Raw genomic sequence first — 15500 nt, 5'->3', positions numbered from 1 at the left:
ATGACTAAATTAGAAAATCAAAACAATAATGCTTGATTACTAAAGGCCGACTATTCTTCAAAAGCAAAAAACAAGCACAAAAAAGTTGAAGAAGATGTTGTAACAAAACAAGCAAAACTATATTTAGATTTAAATAAATTAAAAAATGTCAGCGACTTTAGTCAAATTGCCAAAAATTTAGTTACAGATGCTAATCGTGAATACACTTTTGAGCTAGATTCTTTTAAAAACAACAAATTTGAACAATTAGACCAAATTCTCTACTGACTAACTTATGGTCTAGAATATGCAAAGTTTGACTCATTTACTTGAAAAAACAATGACAAAGTACACAAATTTGATCACAAGATTTTAATAAGTGAGACTAGTGAAGCATTTGACAAAGCTTATCAAAAAGCACTGATTGTTTCAGAAGCACATAACCAAGCAAGATACTATCAAGCAATGGCACCAAACATTGCCAACAGCGAATTTTTAGCACAGGAAATTGTTAAAAAATTTAAAGGGCTTAAAAACATAGAAGTAAAAGTTCTTTCTAGAAAAGAAGTTGAACAATTGGGAATGAATTTATTCTTGAGTGTAAACGCAGGTTCTGTCTATGAACCTAAATTAGTAGCAATAACTTATAAACCAAACAAAGACTCACAAGAAAGTTTAGCTCTAGTAGGTAAAGGAATCACCTTTGACTCAGGTGGTTACCAAGTAAAAACCAAAAAAGGAATGCCTGGAATGAAATATGACATGACAGGAAGCGTTGTGGCCGCTTTCAGTCTATGAGCGATAGCTAAACTGGGTGGAACTAAAAACATGAGTGCTATTTTGATGTTAACTGATAACAAAATAAGCTCACTTGCATCAACACCTGACACAGTGTATCGTTCAATGAATGGTTTAAGTGTTGAAGTTAACAATACTGATGCTGAAGGTCGTTTGGTTTTAGCTGATGGAATTACTTATGCTGTAAGAAATTTAAAAGCAACTCAAATTATTGATATTGCCACATTGACTGGAGCAGTAAGTTACTGTGTTGGAGAAACCTACAGTGGAATTTTTTCTTCGAGTCAAGAACTTTTTGATAAGCTAGAAAATGCTAGCCAAGTTGCTGGTGAGCTGATTTGACAATTGCCTCTAGATGATGAGTATTTAGAAGGATTAACTAAATCAAAGATTGCCGATTTATATAATTCAGATTCCTCTGGAAATGCAGGAAGTTGTACTGCCGCTATGTTTTTACAACAATTCAAAGAAAACGCAGATTTATTACATATTGACATTGCTTCAACTGCAAAGAAAAATAACTACTCAACTGTGCCTATGTTGTTGTCGTTGATTGAATTAGGATTACAGGAGGATTAGTCACAAAGACATTCATTAGTAGACTGAAAAAAGAATTTACTTTCAGTGTTTATGATTTAGCAGTATTCGGAATTTTATTAGCTCTTTACTTCATTATTGAGTCAATTGAAAGATACGCTTTTGTTGGTGCTTTTAAAATTTCTATTACTTACACTTTGTTTATTATTTTTGGAATAGTTTTAGGACCAATAAAAGGAGCATTTTTATCATTTTTCTGTGACCTTGTCACACAACTAATCTACGGAATTCATTTTTATATGTTAGTTTATGCCATTATTCCACCTTTGATTGCTATTTTGGCATGATTGATGTTTAAAATGCGAAGTTTATCAAAAAAAACTATTTTTCTAACAGGATTCGGTACTTTACTGCTTTTAACAATTTTGTTTGTAGTATTCATAAGTACCCAGTACTCACTGATTCAAAGTGGAATGAGTGCTAAAAAACCAAAATTAGTAAGTATTCAGACAGTTATGATTGTTTCTAGTTTGTGTATTTTAACAATATGAGCAATCGCCATATTCTGTTTATTTATGAGTGAAAGAAAATCATTTCAAAACTTCTTTGTTATATTAATCATCGTATTTACAATAATTATTATTTTTAGATGGTTATGAGGACCTTTTGCATATATAACTTTTTATAATCGTTACTTTGCAAGAAGTTCAAAATGAGCGTATGGTGATTACTATTTCTATTTTATGATTCCGATAATGTTTAAAACATTAATTGAAATTCCAGTTTACGCATTCATTTTATTTGGATTGCAACATCTAATTATTTGAATGCAAAAGCAATTCAAAAATCAACAAAAAATGCGTTATTTTAATTAGTTAAAGCTCTCGGGCTTTTTTTCTTTTTGTCCTGCATTTCACTAGTATAATATTTGTAATTATGAAGAGAAAACTATGAAGTTTTATGACACCTTTAGCTTTGTTGCCTGTCATTAGTGCACCAGTTATGTTGAGTGCTTGTGATAATAGTGCTGAAAAGAAAAAAATAACTGAGCTTGAAATAAATATCCAACAATTAACTCAACAACTAAATAACAACAAAGATATAATTACACAACTAAATAAACAGAGCCAAGACCAACTTAGTCAAATTCAACAACTAACTCAGTCATTGAGTAGTGAAAAGACTGAAAAAGAGTCAGCACAAACACAACTAGAGCAAAAAATTAAAGAATTAAATGATACAAATAGTCAAATTCTTGCTCGCAACGAACAAATAAGTTCTTTAGAAAAACAGCTTAATTCTTTACAAGACTCATTAAAAACTCTTAGTCAAAACTATCAGGACATTCAAAAACAGAATCAAGATCTGACTAAAGCAGTCGAAGATATTCAAAAAGATAATGATGACTTAAAGCAAAGTAATGAAAAGTTGCTTAATGAATTTAAATACTACTCATTTGACAAAGATAAATACTATAGTCAAAACCCACAAGTAACATCTTTTTCAACAACTACTGAGTCAAAAAATAGTCAATTAGTAACAAATCAAGACTATTTAAATTCAATTGCTAATCGTACATTTTCATTCACTATTTACACTCCTTCAAAAGATCCAAACAAGATTACTGCTAATGTTGGAACTACTTGACTTTTAGATTATAAAAACATTGCCGAAAACAAATGGCGTTTATATCTTGCAACTAATTATCACGTTGCTTTGCTATTTAGTCAATTAGATAGAGATTTTGCTGAGTATAAACAACCTGATGTAACTAGACCAATAACAAGTATAAGTGTAAACTTCATAAACCCAGCAACTGGCAAAATAGTAGTAAACCAACTAGCTAAAAATGCTTGACCAAAAATATTTTATATGGCAAGAAACTTCATGGATAAATCAGCACTATCGTATCCTGATCCAGACAATGTTGATCACTATGCTGACTTTGCAGTTCTTGAATGAAACATTAACACTGACGAATTTCTAGATAATTGACTTTCGGATAATAAAAGATCTTTAAATGTCTTACTATTGAATCATATTCTTGATGCCAAGCAAGAATTTGATAGTTTAAAAAAATATGGACAAGAACATACTTTGACAAATATTAGTAAAGAATCAGCACCATATATGAACTTAGATTATGCAACAGTTCAAAGCATAGCTGATACGAATTTTTTAAACAGACAATACACAAAAGACAATATAACTTCAATCCAAAGAGCAAATGAGGCTTCGGAAGATGCAAAACAATATTTATCTTCTTGAACTAAATACACCGCCATTCCAAATGCAGTCTATTGAAATGGATTCTTTTTAGATAATAAGGCTAAGAATTTAGTTTCGCAAATTTACAACATCGGTGACGAAAACTTGGAAGATATTGATTTTTCTAACTCGAAACCTGCCAACAAACTACTTTTTCAAGTAAAAAGTACTCTTAACAATCGCATTATCAGTGAAAAAACTTCATTCAATGGACGTGGCGGAGCAAGATATTACGGAATTCATTATCAAACCCAAGCCTTAAAAGGTTCAAGGGGTGGAACCAGCGGAACTATGGTAACTAATAGTGAGGGAATGACTATCGGCTTAGTGTTTGGCAACATGGTTGAACCTGTTTCATACACTGGTTCTGATGGCACTAAGTATGAACTAAAAAGCACACTTATCCAACCTCTGACAGTAACAAAACCAATTATTAAAGACAATATAAGAGTGGAAGCCTACAATTTAATTGATAATACTGATAAACAAAAATACCCTTATCAAAAAACTTCTTATCGTCAACAATTAATAGCGAAATATGGACCAAGCTACAAAACAGCATTATTTAGTTAACAAAAAAAATCAGCCAAATTTTACAGGCTGATTTTTAATTGTTGTCTTTTTTAGAAATATCGTAAATTTGATTAGCAACTTTTGAAACTTTGATACTTTCGGGATTTGCAATGTACTCATCTTTTAGTTTTTGCAAGTTTCTTAGTTTTGCCATTTCAACTTCTTTTGAACCTTTAAAGTCAAAGAATAATAAAATTGATTGCACGAATGCTACAATTGCACTAAGAATTGCTACTGCCAAAAACAAATCTTTCAAAAGTTGTGTTTCATTTCATCGAATAGCAAACAAGTTTAGAAGAATTTGCAGTGAAGAAATGATCATAATAACTAGTGAAATCATGATGTAAGTAAGACGCGAAATGATGTATTTTTTGCGGTAAATTAAGTAGTTAGTTTTGCTGTTTTTAAGAACTGATAAGTCTTTATTGTGTGGGTTTTCAACTATTCAATCTTCATTATTATTTTTCTTCTTCATATTTTATCTCCCAGCTCATACTGCAAATATCACACACATTTTTATAGAATTTCAAATCACGATCTTTTGAAAAATACTCACCTATTTTTTGTTCATAAAGTACTCATTGAACTTTTAATTTTTCAATCCGTGATTGATATTTAGAAATTTTTACTCGTAGGGCGAAAAATGACATGATTGAAGTACAAAAAGTGGTGATTGCTGTGATTGCATTAGTGTATAACAAATAATCATTTCAAGAATTAGGACCGAACAGCTTACTTCCTGAATAAATTTGTAAAGTACTTAATATTGACAGCACTAAAGCAACTAAAAGCACAATAATATTTAAAGAAACAAATCAAAAACTTCAAATAATGAGTCTTTTTTTCATTTTGCTTTCATAGTCTTTGATTATTTTTATCAATAGAGAATTATTCACCTTTTTCTCCCCTCAGTGTTTTAATAACTATATTTTTAACTCTTTCATTGCTTTTGTTTTTTTCTAATGCCATTATTTCTTCAATGTTGTATTGATATTGTTTTTGTTCAAAGTTAGCATCATAAATGTATACATTTTTCATAAACTCGATCGACTCATACATCTTTTTATATGTATAAGTTTTAGCATATGTTTTGTAAATACTTTGTACTATAGCAAGAATGAAAATCAAAATTGTGAAACTAGCAACAATAATTGAAATGGTTACATTAACTTCAGCTGCTTTATTAGTTTTAAGAATTTGTTGTCCTTTGTAAATTGCAAAAGAACAAATGGCAATAATTGTTAAGTTAATTAAAATTATTAAAAAGTTAAAAAAAGACTGAAAAAAACTCTGAAATTTGATTCTTTTTGAAATTTGTTTGATTTCACTATCAAAGTAAGCAATCAGTTTTTCATTGATTTCTGGTTTGTTCATGCCTTAATTATAACAACTAATAATTTAGCACTAAGCAATTTTGACTGCTAAAATGGTGCTATTTTTTGTTATAATAACTTTCAGAGGTTATATGAACAGGTTAAAAGAAACAGAAGAAAATATTTTCAAATACATTGTTGAAGCCTACATCGAAACTGGTCAACCGGTAGGTTCTAAATTTTTATGTGAAAGATATTCTCTAGATTGATCGCCAGCAACAATTAGAAATATCATGGCTAAGTTGGAGCAAATCAATTTCTTAGCAAAAAACCATACATCAAGTGGAAGAATTCCTTCAACTGAAGGTTTAGAATATTACGCCAAGTTTCTAGCCTACAATCCAGAAAAATATTTCAAAGATCATTTAGAAGATTTACTAGCAAAAAGAAGATTGTCAATCGATTGTACTGTTGAACAAGCAGCAAATGCAATTAGTGAGCTTGCAGGACTTACTTTAGTAACAGTATCAAACAATGCAAACGAAGTCTTGAAATCAATTCAGTTAACTGTTTTGAGCGAAAATAGTGCAATCATTGTTTTGGTAACATCAACAGGAAGAGTGGAATCGAAATTATTTAATTTTGATAACGAATTAATTGACATTAATGATGTTAGAGTAGCGGTGCGCTTATTTAAAGATCGTTTAATAGATGTACCTTTAATTGAGCTAAATCAAAGAGCAAAATTACTAGCACCAATCTTAGCGGAGCAAGTTAAAAATTACGAGCAATTGCTGCAACAATTTGTTCGCGAAGTCTTGACATTTGAAGAAACTATCAAATCGCGTGTTTACAACAAGAATCAAATTATCCTTTCGCGTGACATAAGTCGTGAACAAATTACTGAAATTTTTGATCTTATTGAAAATCACTCAATATGAGAAGCGCTAGAACGTGATTTAGACGAAGAAAATTCAATTAAATTCAATATCAATGACCAAAACGTAAGTGTTATATCAAAAAAAATTAATTTCAACAACAGCGAAAATATTCGTGAAATTTCTATTGTTGGTTCAAATAGAATGAATTATGGTGAAGCAATAGAGGCTATGACCTTAGTAGAAAAATTATTGATGTATAAAAAGGAAAAATAATATGGAAATGAAACAAAAAGAGCAAAAAATACACAAAAAATCACACGAAAAATTGCCTTTAGAAAAATTTGACTCTCTTAATGTTGAGTTTGAAGTTGAAACAACTAAGGATAAAAACATTGAAAAACATACCAAAACAATTGTTTTTGGTTTTTATGAATTAGGCCAAAAAGTTGAAGAATTACTGCAAAGAGAAGCAAAGCACATCAAGTTAGATAAAATTTATAAAACAGAAGAGGATAACAAGGAAACAAAATATAAATTAGTTGTAAAAAAAATTTACAAAGCCAATTCACACACTAAAAAAGATCGTGAGCAAATCGAACAATTACGTCAAGCCTTATTAAAAAAACATCAAGAATTAGTCTTGGCGAATTTGCAAGTTTTAGAGCAAAAGAATATTAATGAAAAAAATGTTGAAGATTTTAAACGAAAAATAGAAGAATTTCAACAAAAAGCTAGTGAAGAATTAGCGGCTTTTAAAGCTAAAAATTATGATCATATGCAAAATGAAATGGCAGAAAATAAAAAATATGCTATTCAAGGCTTTGTTGAAGATATTCTATTACCTTTAGATAATATTGAAAAAGCGGCCTCAGCAGGATTAAATAGTCAAAATCCTGAAGTTCAAGCATACACGAAAGGTTTTGCAATGCTGCTAGGGCAAGTGGAAAATGTAATGCAAAATTATGGAATTAGTAAAATTATTCCACAAGTAGGTACTGATTTTGATCCTTATACACAACAAGTTTTTGAAACTCAAGATGCGGGACTGGAAAAAGAAAAAATCATCGCAGTTAAAAGCATTGGTTACAAACTACACGATAGAGTTATCAAGCCAGCATTAGTTGTTGTACAAAAATAATATCTATTCATTAGGCAAGGTTAATTTCTTGCCTAAAAATTTAAAAAAGAAAATTTAGCACTCTAATGTTGCAAGTGCTAAAAATATGGTAAAATATAGTTAGCTTATTGAATTAACAAAAAATTTAAGGAGTTTATTATGGCAAAAGAAATTATTTTAGGAATTGACTTAGGAACTACAAACTCAGTTGCAGCAATTATTGAAAACAAACAACCTAAAGTTTTAGAAAATCCTAATGGAAAAAGAACTACACCTTCAGTAGTAAGTTTTAAAAACGATGAAATTATTGTAGGAGAAGTGGCAAAAAGACAACTTGAAACTAACCCTAATGCAATTGCTTCTATTAAAAGATTAATGGGAACAAGTCAAAAAGTAAAAGCAAATGGAAAAGAATACACACCAGAACAAATTAGTGCAATGATTTTAAGTTACATTAAAGACTATGCAGAAAAAAAAGCTGGACAAACAATTAAAAAAGCAATTATTACTGTTCCCGCATACTTTGACAACGCACAACGTGAAGCAACTAAAAACGCAGGAAAAATTGCTGGTTTAGACGTTATCCGTATCATTAACGAACCAACTGCAGCAGCCTTAGCTTTCGGTCTTGATAAAGATAAACAAGAAAATCAAAAAGTTTTAGTATTCGACCTTGGAGGTGGAACATTTGACGTTAGTGTTCTAGAAATGGAAGAAGGAACATTTGAAGTTCTTTCAACATCAGGAGACAACCACTTAGGGGGAGACGATTGAGACCACAAAATTGTTAATTGAATGGTTGAAAAAATCAAATCAGAATACAACTATGATCCTTCAAATGACAAAATGGCTATGGCCCGCTTGAAAGAAGAAGCTGAAAAAGCAAAAATCACATTATCAGCATCACTAGTTGCTAACATCTCATTACCATTTTTAGCAGTTACATCAGAAGGGCCAATCAACGTTGAATTAGAACTAAGTAGATCAGAATTTGAAAAAATGACTCAAGATCTACTAGATAGAGTAAAAAAACCTATTTTAGATGCTCTAAAAGAAGCAAAAATTGAAGCCAAGGATCTTGATGAAGTTCTTTTAGTTGGTGGTTCAACTAGAATGCCAGCTGTGCAAGAATTAGTTGAAAGAGTTTTAGGCAAAAAACCTAATCATTCAGTTAACCCAGATGAAGTTGTTGCAATGGGCGCAGCAATCCAAGGTGGAGTTCTAGCTGGAGACATTGATGACATTCTATTATTAGATGTTACTCCGCTAACTTTAGGAATTGAAACCGAAGGTGGAATTGTTGCTCCTTTAATCCCACGTAACTCAAAAATTCCTGTTACAAAATCACAAGTTTTCTCAACTGCATCAGACAATCAAACTGCTGTTTCTATTGTTATCGTGCAAGGTGAAAGACAAATGGCTTATGACAACAAGATTTTAGGGCAATTTAATCTTGAGGGTATTGACCCAGCTCCTCGTGGAGTTCCGCAAATCGAAGTAAGCTTTACAATTGATGTTAATGGAATTACCACTGTTACTGCTAAAGATAAGAAAACTAATAAAGAACAAACTATTACTATTCAACATGCAAGTCAATTATCAAACGATGAAGTTGAAAAAATGGTTAAAGATGCTGAAGAACATCGTGAAGCTGACCAAAAACGTCGTGAAGAAGTTGAAACAAAAGTCCGTGCTGAATCAATGATTAATCAATTAGAAAAATCATTAGCAGAACAAGGTGACAAATTAAATAGTGATCAAAAAATCAAAGCAGAAGCAGAACTAAAAGAATTAAAAGATTTATATGAAGCAGGAAAATGAGCAGAATTAAAATCAAAAATTGATTTATTTGAAACACAAATGCGTCACTTCCAAGAACAAATGCAAGCAAGTGGAATGAAACCAGAAGACTTGGAAAATATGATGAATAACCAAAACAATGAACCTAAGGAAGAAAACTAATCCTTCAAGTTTATTAAATTATCTAAATGTGGCACTTGCCACATTTTTTTCAACAAATAATGTTATAAAATAACTAATTAGTAAGGAGTAAAAATGAGTAAAATTATCAAACCAGTTATTTTTAGCGACATGGATGGAACTTTATATGGCAAAGATTTTGTAATAAGTAAGGATACAAAACAAGATATTAATTTTGCAATTCATAGCTCGGAAGAAAACCTTAACCCAGGAGACTTCAATCTGGCAACAGGAAATCCTTATTTTGAACGGGTGGCAGAAGTGTGCCAACAATTAGGAGTAAGGTTTGCAATATGTTCATCCGGAGCGCAGATTTTTGATGTTCAAAATCAAGAATTTGTGTATGAAAGATACATAGATGTTGATAAAGTAAAACGAATTATCAATGTTATTAAAGAAAATAAGTGACCTACAACTTTTTTTAATTCTAACAAGTATTATTACTTGAATATATCGGATAATAATTTTCTTGATTATGTTACTGATTTTCACTTTACTAATAAAGAACAAAAAAGTATCATTTCAGAGTATAAAGATGAATCGCTAGAAGAGATTGTTAAAATTGAAATTTGAGCCGAAAGCGCTCAAGAACGTAACCAAATTGCTGAGTTATTGAGACCTATTTCTGAAGATGTAGTTGTTGGTAATTTTGTAGTAGAAGTAACACCAAATAATGTTTCAAAAGCTAGTGGTATTGAGTTTTTACAAAGCACCATTTATACGCAACATTCATTTGAAGATTTTATGGCTGTAGGCGACAGTGGAAACGATGTATCTATGCTTTCGTTATGTGGTTTTTCTTATGCCATGGCGAATGGTGATAGTAAGATTAAAAAACTTGCTCATTTTCACACATCATCAGTTGAACAAAACGGACTTGGTGAAGCAATTATTGATTACTTGTACCGTTTTGATAACATAGTTAAAAAATTCTTACTCCACTAAAATAAAGCAATTTGACATCTGTAAGAGAATATTTTCTCTTGCTTTTTTTATATAAAAAATGCAGTTTTACTTAATGTTTGACGCATAAAACACTCTTTTCGGGAAAATTACAAGTCGTTAAGACAATATAAAAATCTACTCAGCCATTGACTGAGTAGTCTGCAATTTTTATTTTAAATATTCTTTATATTTATTTATATTGTTGATATTAACACACAAATTGAATTCATCATTGATATCAAGAGATCACAATAAACCGTAGAAATTAACTAAACATTTCAATCGATAGTATTCACTTCAATCAGTTACTTCTTCATAACAAGACAGTAAATATTTTTCTTGTTCGTCAGTCAAAAAAGCGTTGCTTGAAAAATATGCAAGGTCGAAATATTTTGTGTTAAAACACACATATTCTAAATCAATAAATTTTATTATTTCATCTTTTGTATAAATAATGTTTAAAGGATTTAGATCATTGTGGCTTACAACATTGCTATCAAGTAAATGAAAATTTTCTAATAATTTTTTCTTTAAGTTTTCATCTAATTCTTCAATTTTGGGATGATAATGATACTCGTGAAACCAAGTTTCAACCCTATCTGACACATTGTTATGTTCAACATTGATATTCGAGTAATGCATTTGTTTTAAAGCTAAGGCTATCTTTTTCAATATCGTTGGACTGCTAATTTCAAAGATGGTATTTTTTATGAAATCACGAACTACAATTTTGTCATCTTCATAGACAACACTTACGTTTCAAGGTTGATTGTTAAAAATCATATGATTGTTAAGATGATTGTATCCGTTGTATTTTTTAAACTGAATGAATTTATCATTTAGAACATAACTTTCGTTTGTTAGTCCGCCTTTTATCTGTTTTAAATTCACATTGTTTTGTAACAAATTAACATATGTTTGTTTGTAAGCATAAAATCTAAACTGCTCACATAAATACTCGAAATCAGTGAAATATTCTTCACTCATTCCAAAGCTTTCTTTTAAAAGTTCTTTGTCAAAACCATTTTGATACAAACTTAGTACATCAAAAGCTTCATTACATTTGCGCACTCATTCAAAATCCAGTAACACTATTTCATTGTTGTTTGTTAGCAAAATATTTTTGAGCGCAAGGTCACCATGTGATGTAACAAGTGTTTGGTCTTGATATTTTTTAACCAATCTTTTATATTTAGGATCTTCAATGTGATACACATCTCAGTCAAAAGCAGCAACATCAATGTTTTTGGTGTGAAATTGTTTGACTTTTTCAATTACCTTTTGTTGAATTTCAGTTGTTACTCTTACTTTGTCTAGCGTTTTACCTTCATATCATTTTTTTATTAGTATTCCTTCGTTGTAGTACAAAACGTCTTCCAGTTGACTGAAAACTTTGTTTTCATTTTCTCAATTAACAAAATCATTGCTAGGAATTCTTAACTGTACTGTTTGTCCGTTAAATATTGCTTTAAATGTTACATTATGAAAGCCTTGATAGAAAAATTCAATATTGTCTAATTGCTTTTTATTCATGAATTGTTTGAGAATTCCTTGATATTTAGGTGCTATTTGATACTCATTCAATAAATTATCCATGTAATAATTTTAACAACAAAAAAGTTGCTGCCGCAACTTTATAAAATGTATACCTCTATCAATCCTGGACTCTTTTCACTCTTTGATGTTTCCAATACTTTGAAGCTTACGTATTCTTCTCATTCATATCTATCATTTTTTCTAAGCTTGTGTTCTAATTTTGTTTCTAGTCACTGTTCTAATGAAAGATTCAGTTCATCATCCGACATTTCGTTGTCAATTTCCAATTGTTTGAACAGTTGTTTCATTGTGATGTTTGCTTTAGCTCGAGAACGCTGTAAAGAAATTTCATAAATGTCTTCATCGTTGTCATACTCATCATATATTTCTCCAACTAATTCTTCCAAGATATCTTCTATTGTGATGATTCCTATCACTTCACTTGATGAATTGTTGGCAGTAACAAAGGCCATTTGTGCTCTATTTAGACGCATTTTTTCAAGCGCACTTGACAGCGACATGTTAGCAGTAACATTAGGCACTATTTTTAGATAATTAATTACTTTTCCACTTTTTTTATTGAAAATATCTTTTAAGTGAACAATTCCAATTAATTCACCATTTTTAACTACTGGTAAACGTGAATACTGAGTTTCTGCAAATAATTCAAAAGCATCAACAAGTGAAGCACTTGATTTGATAGTTTGTACGTTTTTCAGTCTGATGTAGTGAGTCGAAACTTTAGTTGAATCCAAGTCAAGTGCTTTTTGAGTAAGAATTGATTCTTTAGTTTCTAAAACCCCTTCCTCGCTGGCAATATCTAAAATAGATTTAATTTCTTCTTCTGAATTTGTTATCAGTGCTTTTTTACCGATTTTAGAAATTAAGAAAGTTAGTGGATAAGAAATGATGTATAAAAATTCAATGAAATAACAGAATATTTTTAAGTATCCAATAGGGTGTGATTTAGCAACAATTTTTGGTGTTATTTCACTAAAAACGACAATTAATGGGGTCATAACAGCAGTAGAAATTACTGGAATTAAGTTATTACCTGCCCCCATTCATATTCCTAAAATGAATGAGGTTAGTGTTGAGGCGCCAATGTTAACAGCATTGTTAAATAATAACAAGGTACTCAATGTTTGGTTGAATTTATGATAGTGTTTTTGAATAATTTTTGCACTACGCACTTTCTTTTCCACTAACATATTAACTTTTGCTAAATTCAGTGATGTATAAGAAGTTTCTGCTCCTGAAATAATCCCTGAAATAGTCAACAATAATAACAAAATAACAAATAAAACGATTTGGATTGGTGTGGCAATAGTAGTACTTGTAGTAACACTTGTACTATTTGCTAAATTTACCAAAATCTGCTGGGAGTCTTCTAACATATATTTTCCTTTTTATATATAAATGTACTTAAAATTTTACTAAATTTCCTTTTAAATGTTTGAAGATAACTTACAAGAGATCCCACAATGATTTAAAGAAGCAAAAACTATGGGAAGAAAAATGCTTTTGAGTTATAATTGTATAAGTTTTTATTTTGAAAAATACTATAGATTCGCAAAAATAATGGACATTTAGGAGAAAAAAAATGACACCGACTAAATTATGAGGGCTAGGTGGAATGCAAGAGATTGGAAAATCCACTTTAGCAATCGAACATGAAGATGTAATTTTCATTCTTGATTCAGGAATTAAATTCCATGATTCTTTCACTACAGGAATAAAGGGTTCAATTCCTGACTATACATATTTACACGATAACAACAAAAAAGTTCAAGGACTTTTCATTACCCATGGACATGAAGATCACATTGGGGGAGTTCCTTACTTAGTACAGCAAGTAGACGTTAAAAGAATTTTTGCACCAAGAATAGCTATTCAATACTTAAAACTAAAATTTAAAGATTTAAAACTAAAAGTAAACGTTGAATTCATTGAACTTACCGCAGATTTTGAATTCAAAATAGGCAATGTCAAAGTTGATACTTGAACAGCACAACACTCAATTCCAGATGCTTTCGGAATAAGATTTACTACCCCAAATGGTTCAATAATGTGTACTGGAGATTTCAGAATTGATTACACACCTATTGGTAATTTAACTGATTTCACTAAGCTGCATAAAATGGGTGCAGAAGGGCTAGACATTTTACTAAGTGACTCAACAAATGCAATGCGTCCAAATCACTCACCAAGTGAAAAAGACATTTTAAAAGACATTGAAGAGCATATGTTAAATGCAAAGAAAAAAATTATCGTTACTGCATTTGCTTCAAACCTAACAAGAATAAAAGCAATTATTGAATTAGGTTCGAAAATGAACAAAAAGGTTGTTGCTTTTGGACGCTCAATGGTTCAGGGTATTGATATCGGACGGCGTTTAGGTTATATAAATGCTCCTGATGAAGTTTTTATCGATAAAAAGAATATTTCGAAATATGATGATAATGAATTGTTGATTTTAACAACTGGATCACAAGGTGAAGAAATGGCAGGGCTTGCTAAAATGTCTTACCAAAAACACCCCCAAGTTACTATTAAAAATGGTGATGTAATTATTTTCTCTTCTTCACCAATTCCTGGAAATCGTTCAAAAATCGAGCTTTTGGTCAACCGTTTATATAAACTAGGAGCAATTATTAAAGAAAATGGTCCAGATGGTTACCTACATACATCAGGGCATGCTTACAAAGATGAACATAAAACCATTTTCAATATTGTCAAACCCAAATACTTTATGCCTTACCATGGTGAGTATCGGATGAGTGTAGTACATGGTCACACTGCTATTGAATGTGGAGTTAAGCCAGAAAATGTTGTAGTTGCTAAATTGGGTGAAGTTTATGAACTAGTTAATCATGAACTAAAACTAAGTGACCAACGCATTTATACTGGTCCTGTGTTTATTGATGGTGAAGTTGTTTCAAAAGTTAACACTCAAATTTTAAAAGAAAGAATGGAATTGGCAGCTAACGGATTTGTGCATGTGATTTTAGCTATTAATAAAGAAAAAAATATTATTTTAGGGCGTCCAAGAGTTGTGTCTCGTGGAGCTTTCTATGTTAAAAACTCTGCTGATTTAATTGAAGAAAGTAAAAGGTTAGTTCACAGTGCTGTTTTATACACAATTAGAAACAAAAAAGACTGAACTGTGCCTGAAATTAAACAGTTGATAAAAGATCGTTTGGAACCATTCTTCTACAAAGAAAAACGTCGTAATGTAGTGGTAATTTCAACAATTTTAATAGCTGATGAAACTGTAATGAAAGAAACGAAAAGTCCCGCTAAAAAACAAAGTAGTAAAAAAAGAGTTGAAGAAAAAATTGCTGTCAAAGCTAAAAGTTTAGAAAAAAAAGTGAAATTAGAAACCACTAAACTGAGAACCAAAAAGCAATTAGCTATTAACCAAGAAACTCAAGACTCAAAAGCATCAACAAAAATTGAGTTGAAAAACCAAAAACCAAAAACCACGAGAAGACCACGCAAAACAAATCAACCAAACACCACTAAAATTGAAAAAAGTACTCAGGAACAGGCATAATTTGACCTGTTCCTTTA

13 protein-coding genes are annotated in these 15500 nt (G+C 30.6%); 8 read left to right on the top strand and 5 right to left on the bottom strand.

The annotated features are described in order from the left end of the window. From ACSH40_RS02340 to ACSH40_RS02330, 3 genes are all read left to right on the top strand, one after another. Positions 1-1356, top strand: a complete 1356-nt coding sequence (locus tag ACSH40_RS02340) for a M17 family metallopeptidase (protein WP_438341391.1) — start codon at positions 1-3, stop codon at positions 1354-1356. Between the two features lie 257 nt (positions 1357-1613). Continuing rightward, positions 1614-2189 carry a hypothetical protein gene (locus ACSH40_RS02335; RefSeq protein ID WP_438341390.1) on the top strand — a complete coding sequence of 192 codons (576 nt, stop codon included), beginning with the start codon at positions 1614-1616 and terminating at the stop codon, positions 2187-2189. Between the two features lie 61 nt (positions 2190-2250). Beyond that, positions 2251-4155 (top strand): MIP family Ig-specific serine endopeptidase, encoded by a 1905-nt coding sequence (locus ACSH40_RS02330; RefSeq protein ID WP_438341389.1) that lies wholly within the window; start codon positions 2251-2253, stop codon positions 4153-4155. Between the two features lie 34 nt (positions 4156-4189). On the opposite strand, the gene ACSH40_RS02325 is transcribed toward ACSH40_RS02330, so the two are convergent. From ACSH40_RS02325 to ACSH40_RS02315, 3 genes are read right to left on the bottom strand one after another with little or no spacing between them, the layout of a single operon-like run. Further along, positions 4190-4630, bottom strand: a complete 441-nt coding sequence (locus ACSH40_RS02325) for a hypothetical protein (RefSeq protein WP_438341388.1) — start codon at positions 4628-4630, stop codon at positions 4190-4192. After that, entirely contained in the window at positions 4614-5051 is a 438-nt protein-coding gene (locus tag ACSH40_RS02320; protein WP_438341387.1) for a hypothetical protein, read from the bottom strand. The genes ACSH40_RS02325 and ACSH40_RS02320 overlap by 17 nt, the downstream gene beginning before the upstream one ends. Then, entirely contained in the window at positions 5044-5529 is a 486-nt protein-coding gene (locus ACSH40_RS02315) for a hypothetical protein (RefSeq protein ID WP_438341386.1), read from the bottom strand. The genes ACSH40_RS02320 and ACSH40_RS02315 overlap by 8 nt, the downstream gene beginning before the upstream one ends. Positions 5530-5620: 91 nt before the next feature. On the opposite strand from ACSH40_RS02315, the gene hrcA reads away from it, so the two are divergent. The 4 genes from hrcA to ACSH40_RS02295 all read left to right on the top strand — a co-directional run bounded on the left by hrcA (position 5621) and on the right by ACSH40_RS02295 (position 10391). Then, the gene (gene hrcA, locus ACSH40_RS02310) at positions 5621-6622 is read left to right on the top strand and encodes a heat-inducible transcriptional repressor HrcA (protein ID WP_438341385.1); all 1002 of its coding nucleotides are present in this window, start codon (positions 5621-5623) and stop codon (positions 6620-6622) included. Position 6623: 1 nt separating this feature from the next. Beyond that, positions 6624-7487, top strand: coding sequence for a nucleotide exchange factor GrpE (locus ACSH40_RS02305; protein ID WP_438341384.1), 864 nt, complete (start codon positions 6624-6626; stop codon positions 7485-7487). Positions 7488-7625: 138 nt separating this feature from the next. Then, positions 7626-9428 (top strand): molecular chaperone DnaK, encoded by a 1803-nt coding sequence (dnaK, locus tag ACSH40_RS02300; protein ID WP_438341383.1) that lies wholly within the window; start codon positions 7626-7628, stop codon positions 9426-9428. Between the two features lie 93 nt (positions 9429-9521). Next, entirely contained in the window at positions 9522-10391 is an 870-nt protein-coding gene (locus tag ACSH40_RS02295) for a Cof-type HAD-IIB family hydrolase (protein ID WP_438341382.1), read from the top strand. Between the two features lie 168 nt (positions 10392-10559). Here the strand turns inward: ACSH40_RS02295 and ACSH40_RS02290 are convergent, their stop codons facing one another. Next, positions 10560-11987 (bottom strand): phosphotransferase, encoded by a 1428-nt coding sequence (locus tag ACSH40_RS02290; RefSeq protein ID WP_438341381.1) that lies wholly within the window; start codon positions 11985-11987, stop codon positions 10560-10562. Between the two features lie 38 nt (positions 11988-12025). After that, complete coding sequence (locus tag ACSH40_RS02285) at positions 12026-13324, bottom strand: CNNM domain-containing protein (protein WP_438341380.1); 1299 nt, start codon at positions 13322-13324, stop codon at positions 12026-12028. 206 nt (positions 13325-13530) lie between these two features. Here ACSH40_RS02285 and ACSH40_RS02280 point away from each other — a divergent pair, with 206 nt between their 5' ends. Beyond that, the gene (locus tag ACSH40_RS02280) at positions 13531-15483 is read left to right on the top strand and encodes a ribonuclease J (protein ID WP_438341379.1); all 1953 of its coding nucleotides are present in this window, start codon (positions 13531-13533) and stop codon (positions 15481-15483) included. The last annotated feature ends 17 nt before the right edge of the window (positions 15484-15500 follow it).

This window comes from Mycoplasma sp. 3341 (assembly GCF_051549855.1).
Classification (GTDB): Bacteria; Bacillota_I; Bacilli_A; order Mycoplasmatales; family Metamycoplasmataceae; genus Metamycoplasma.
This window is presented reverse-complemented; position numbering and strand designations above follow the sequence as displayed.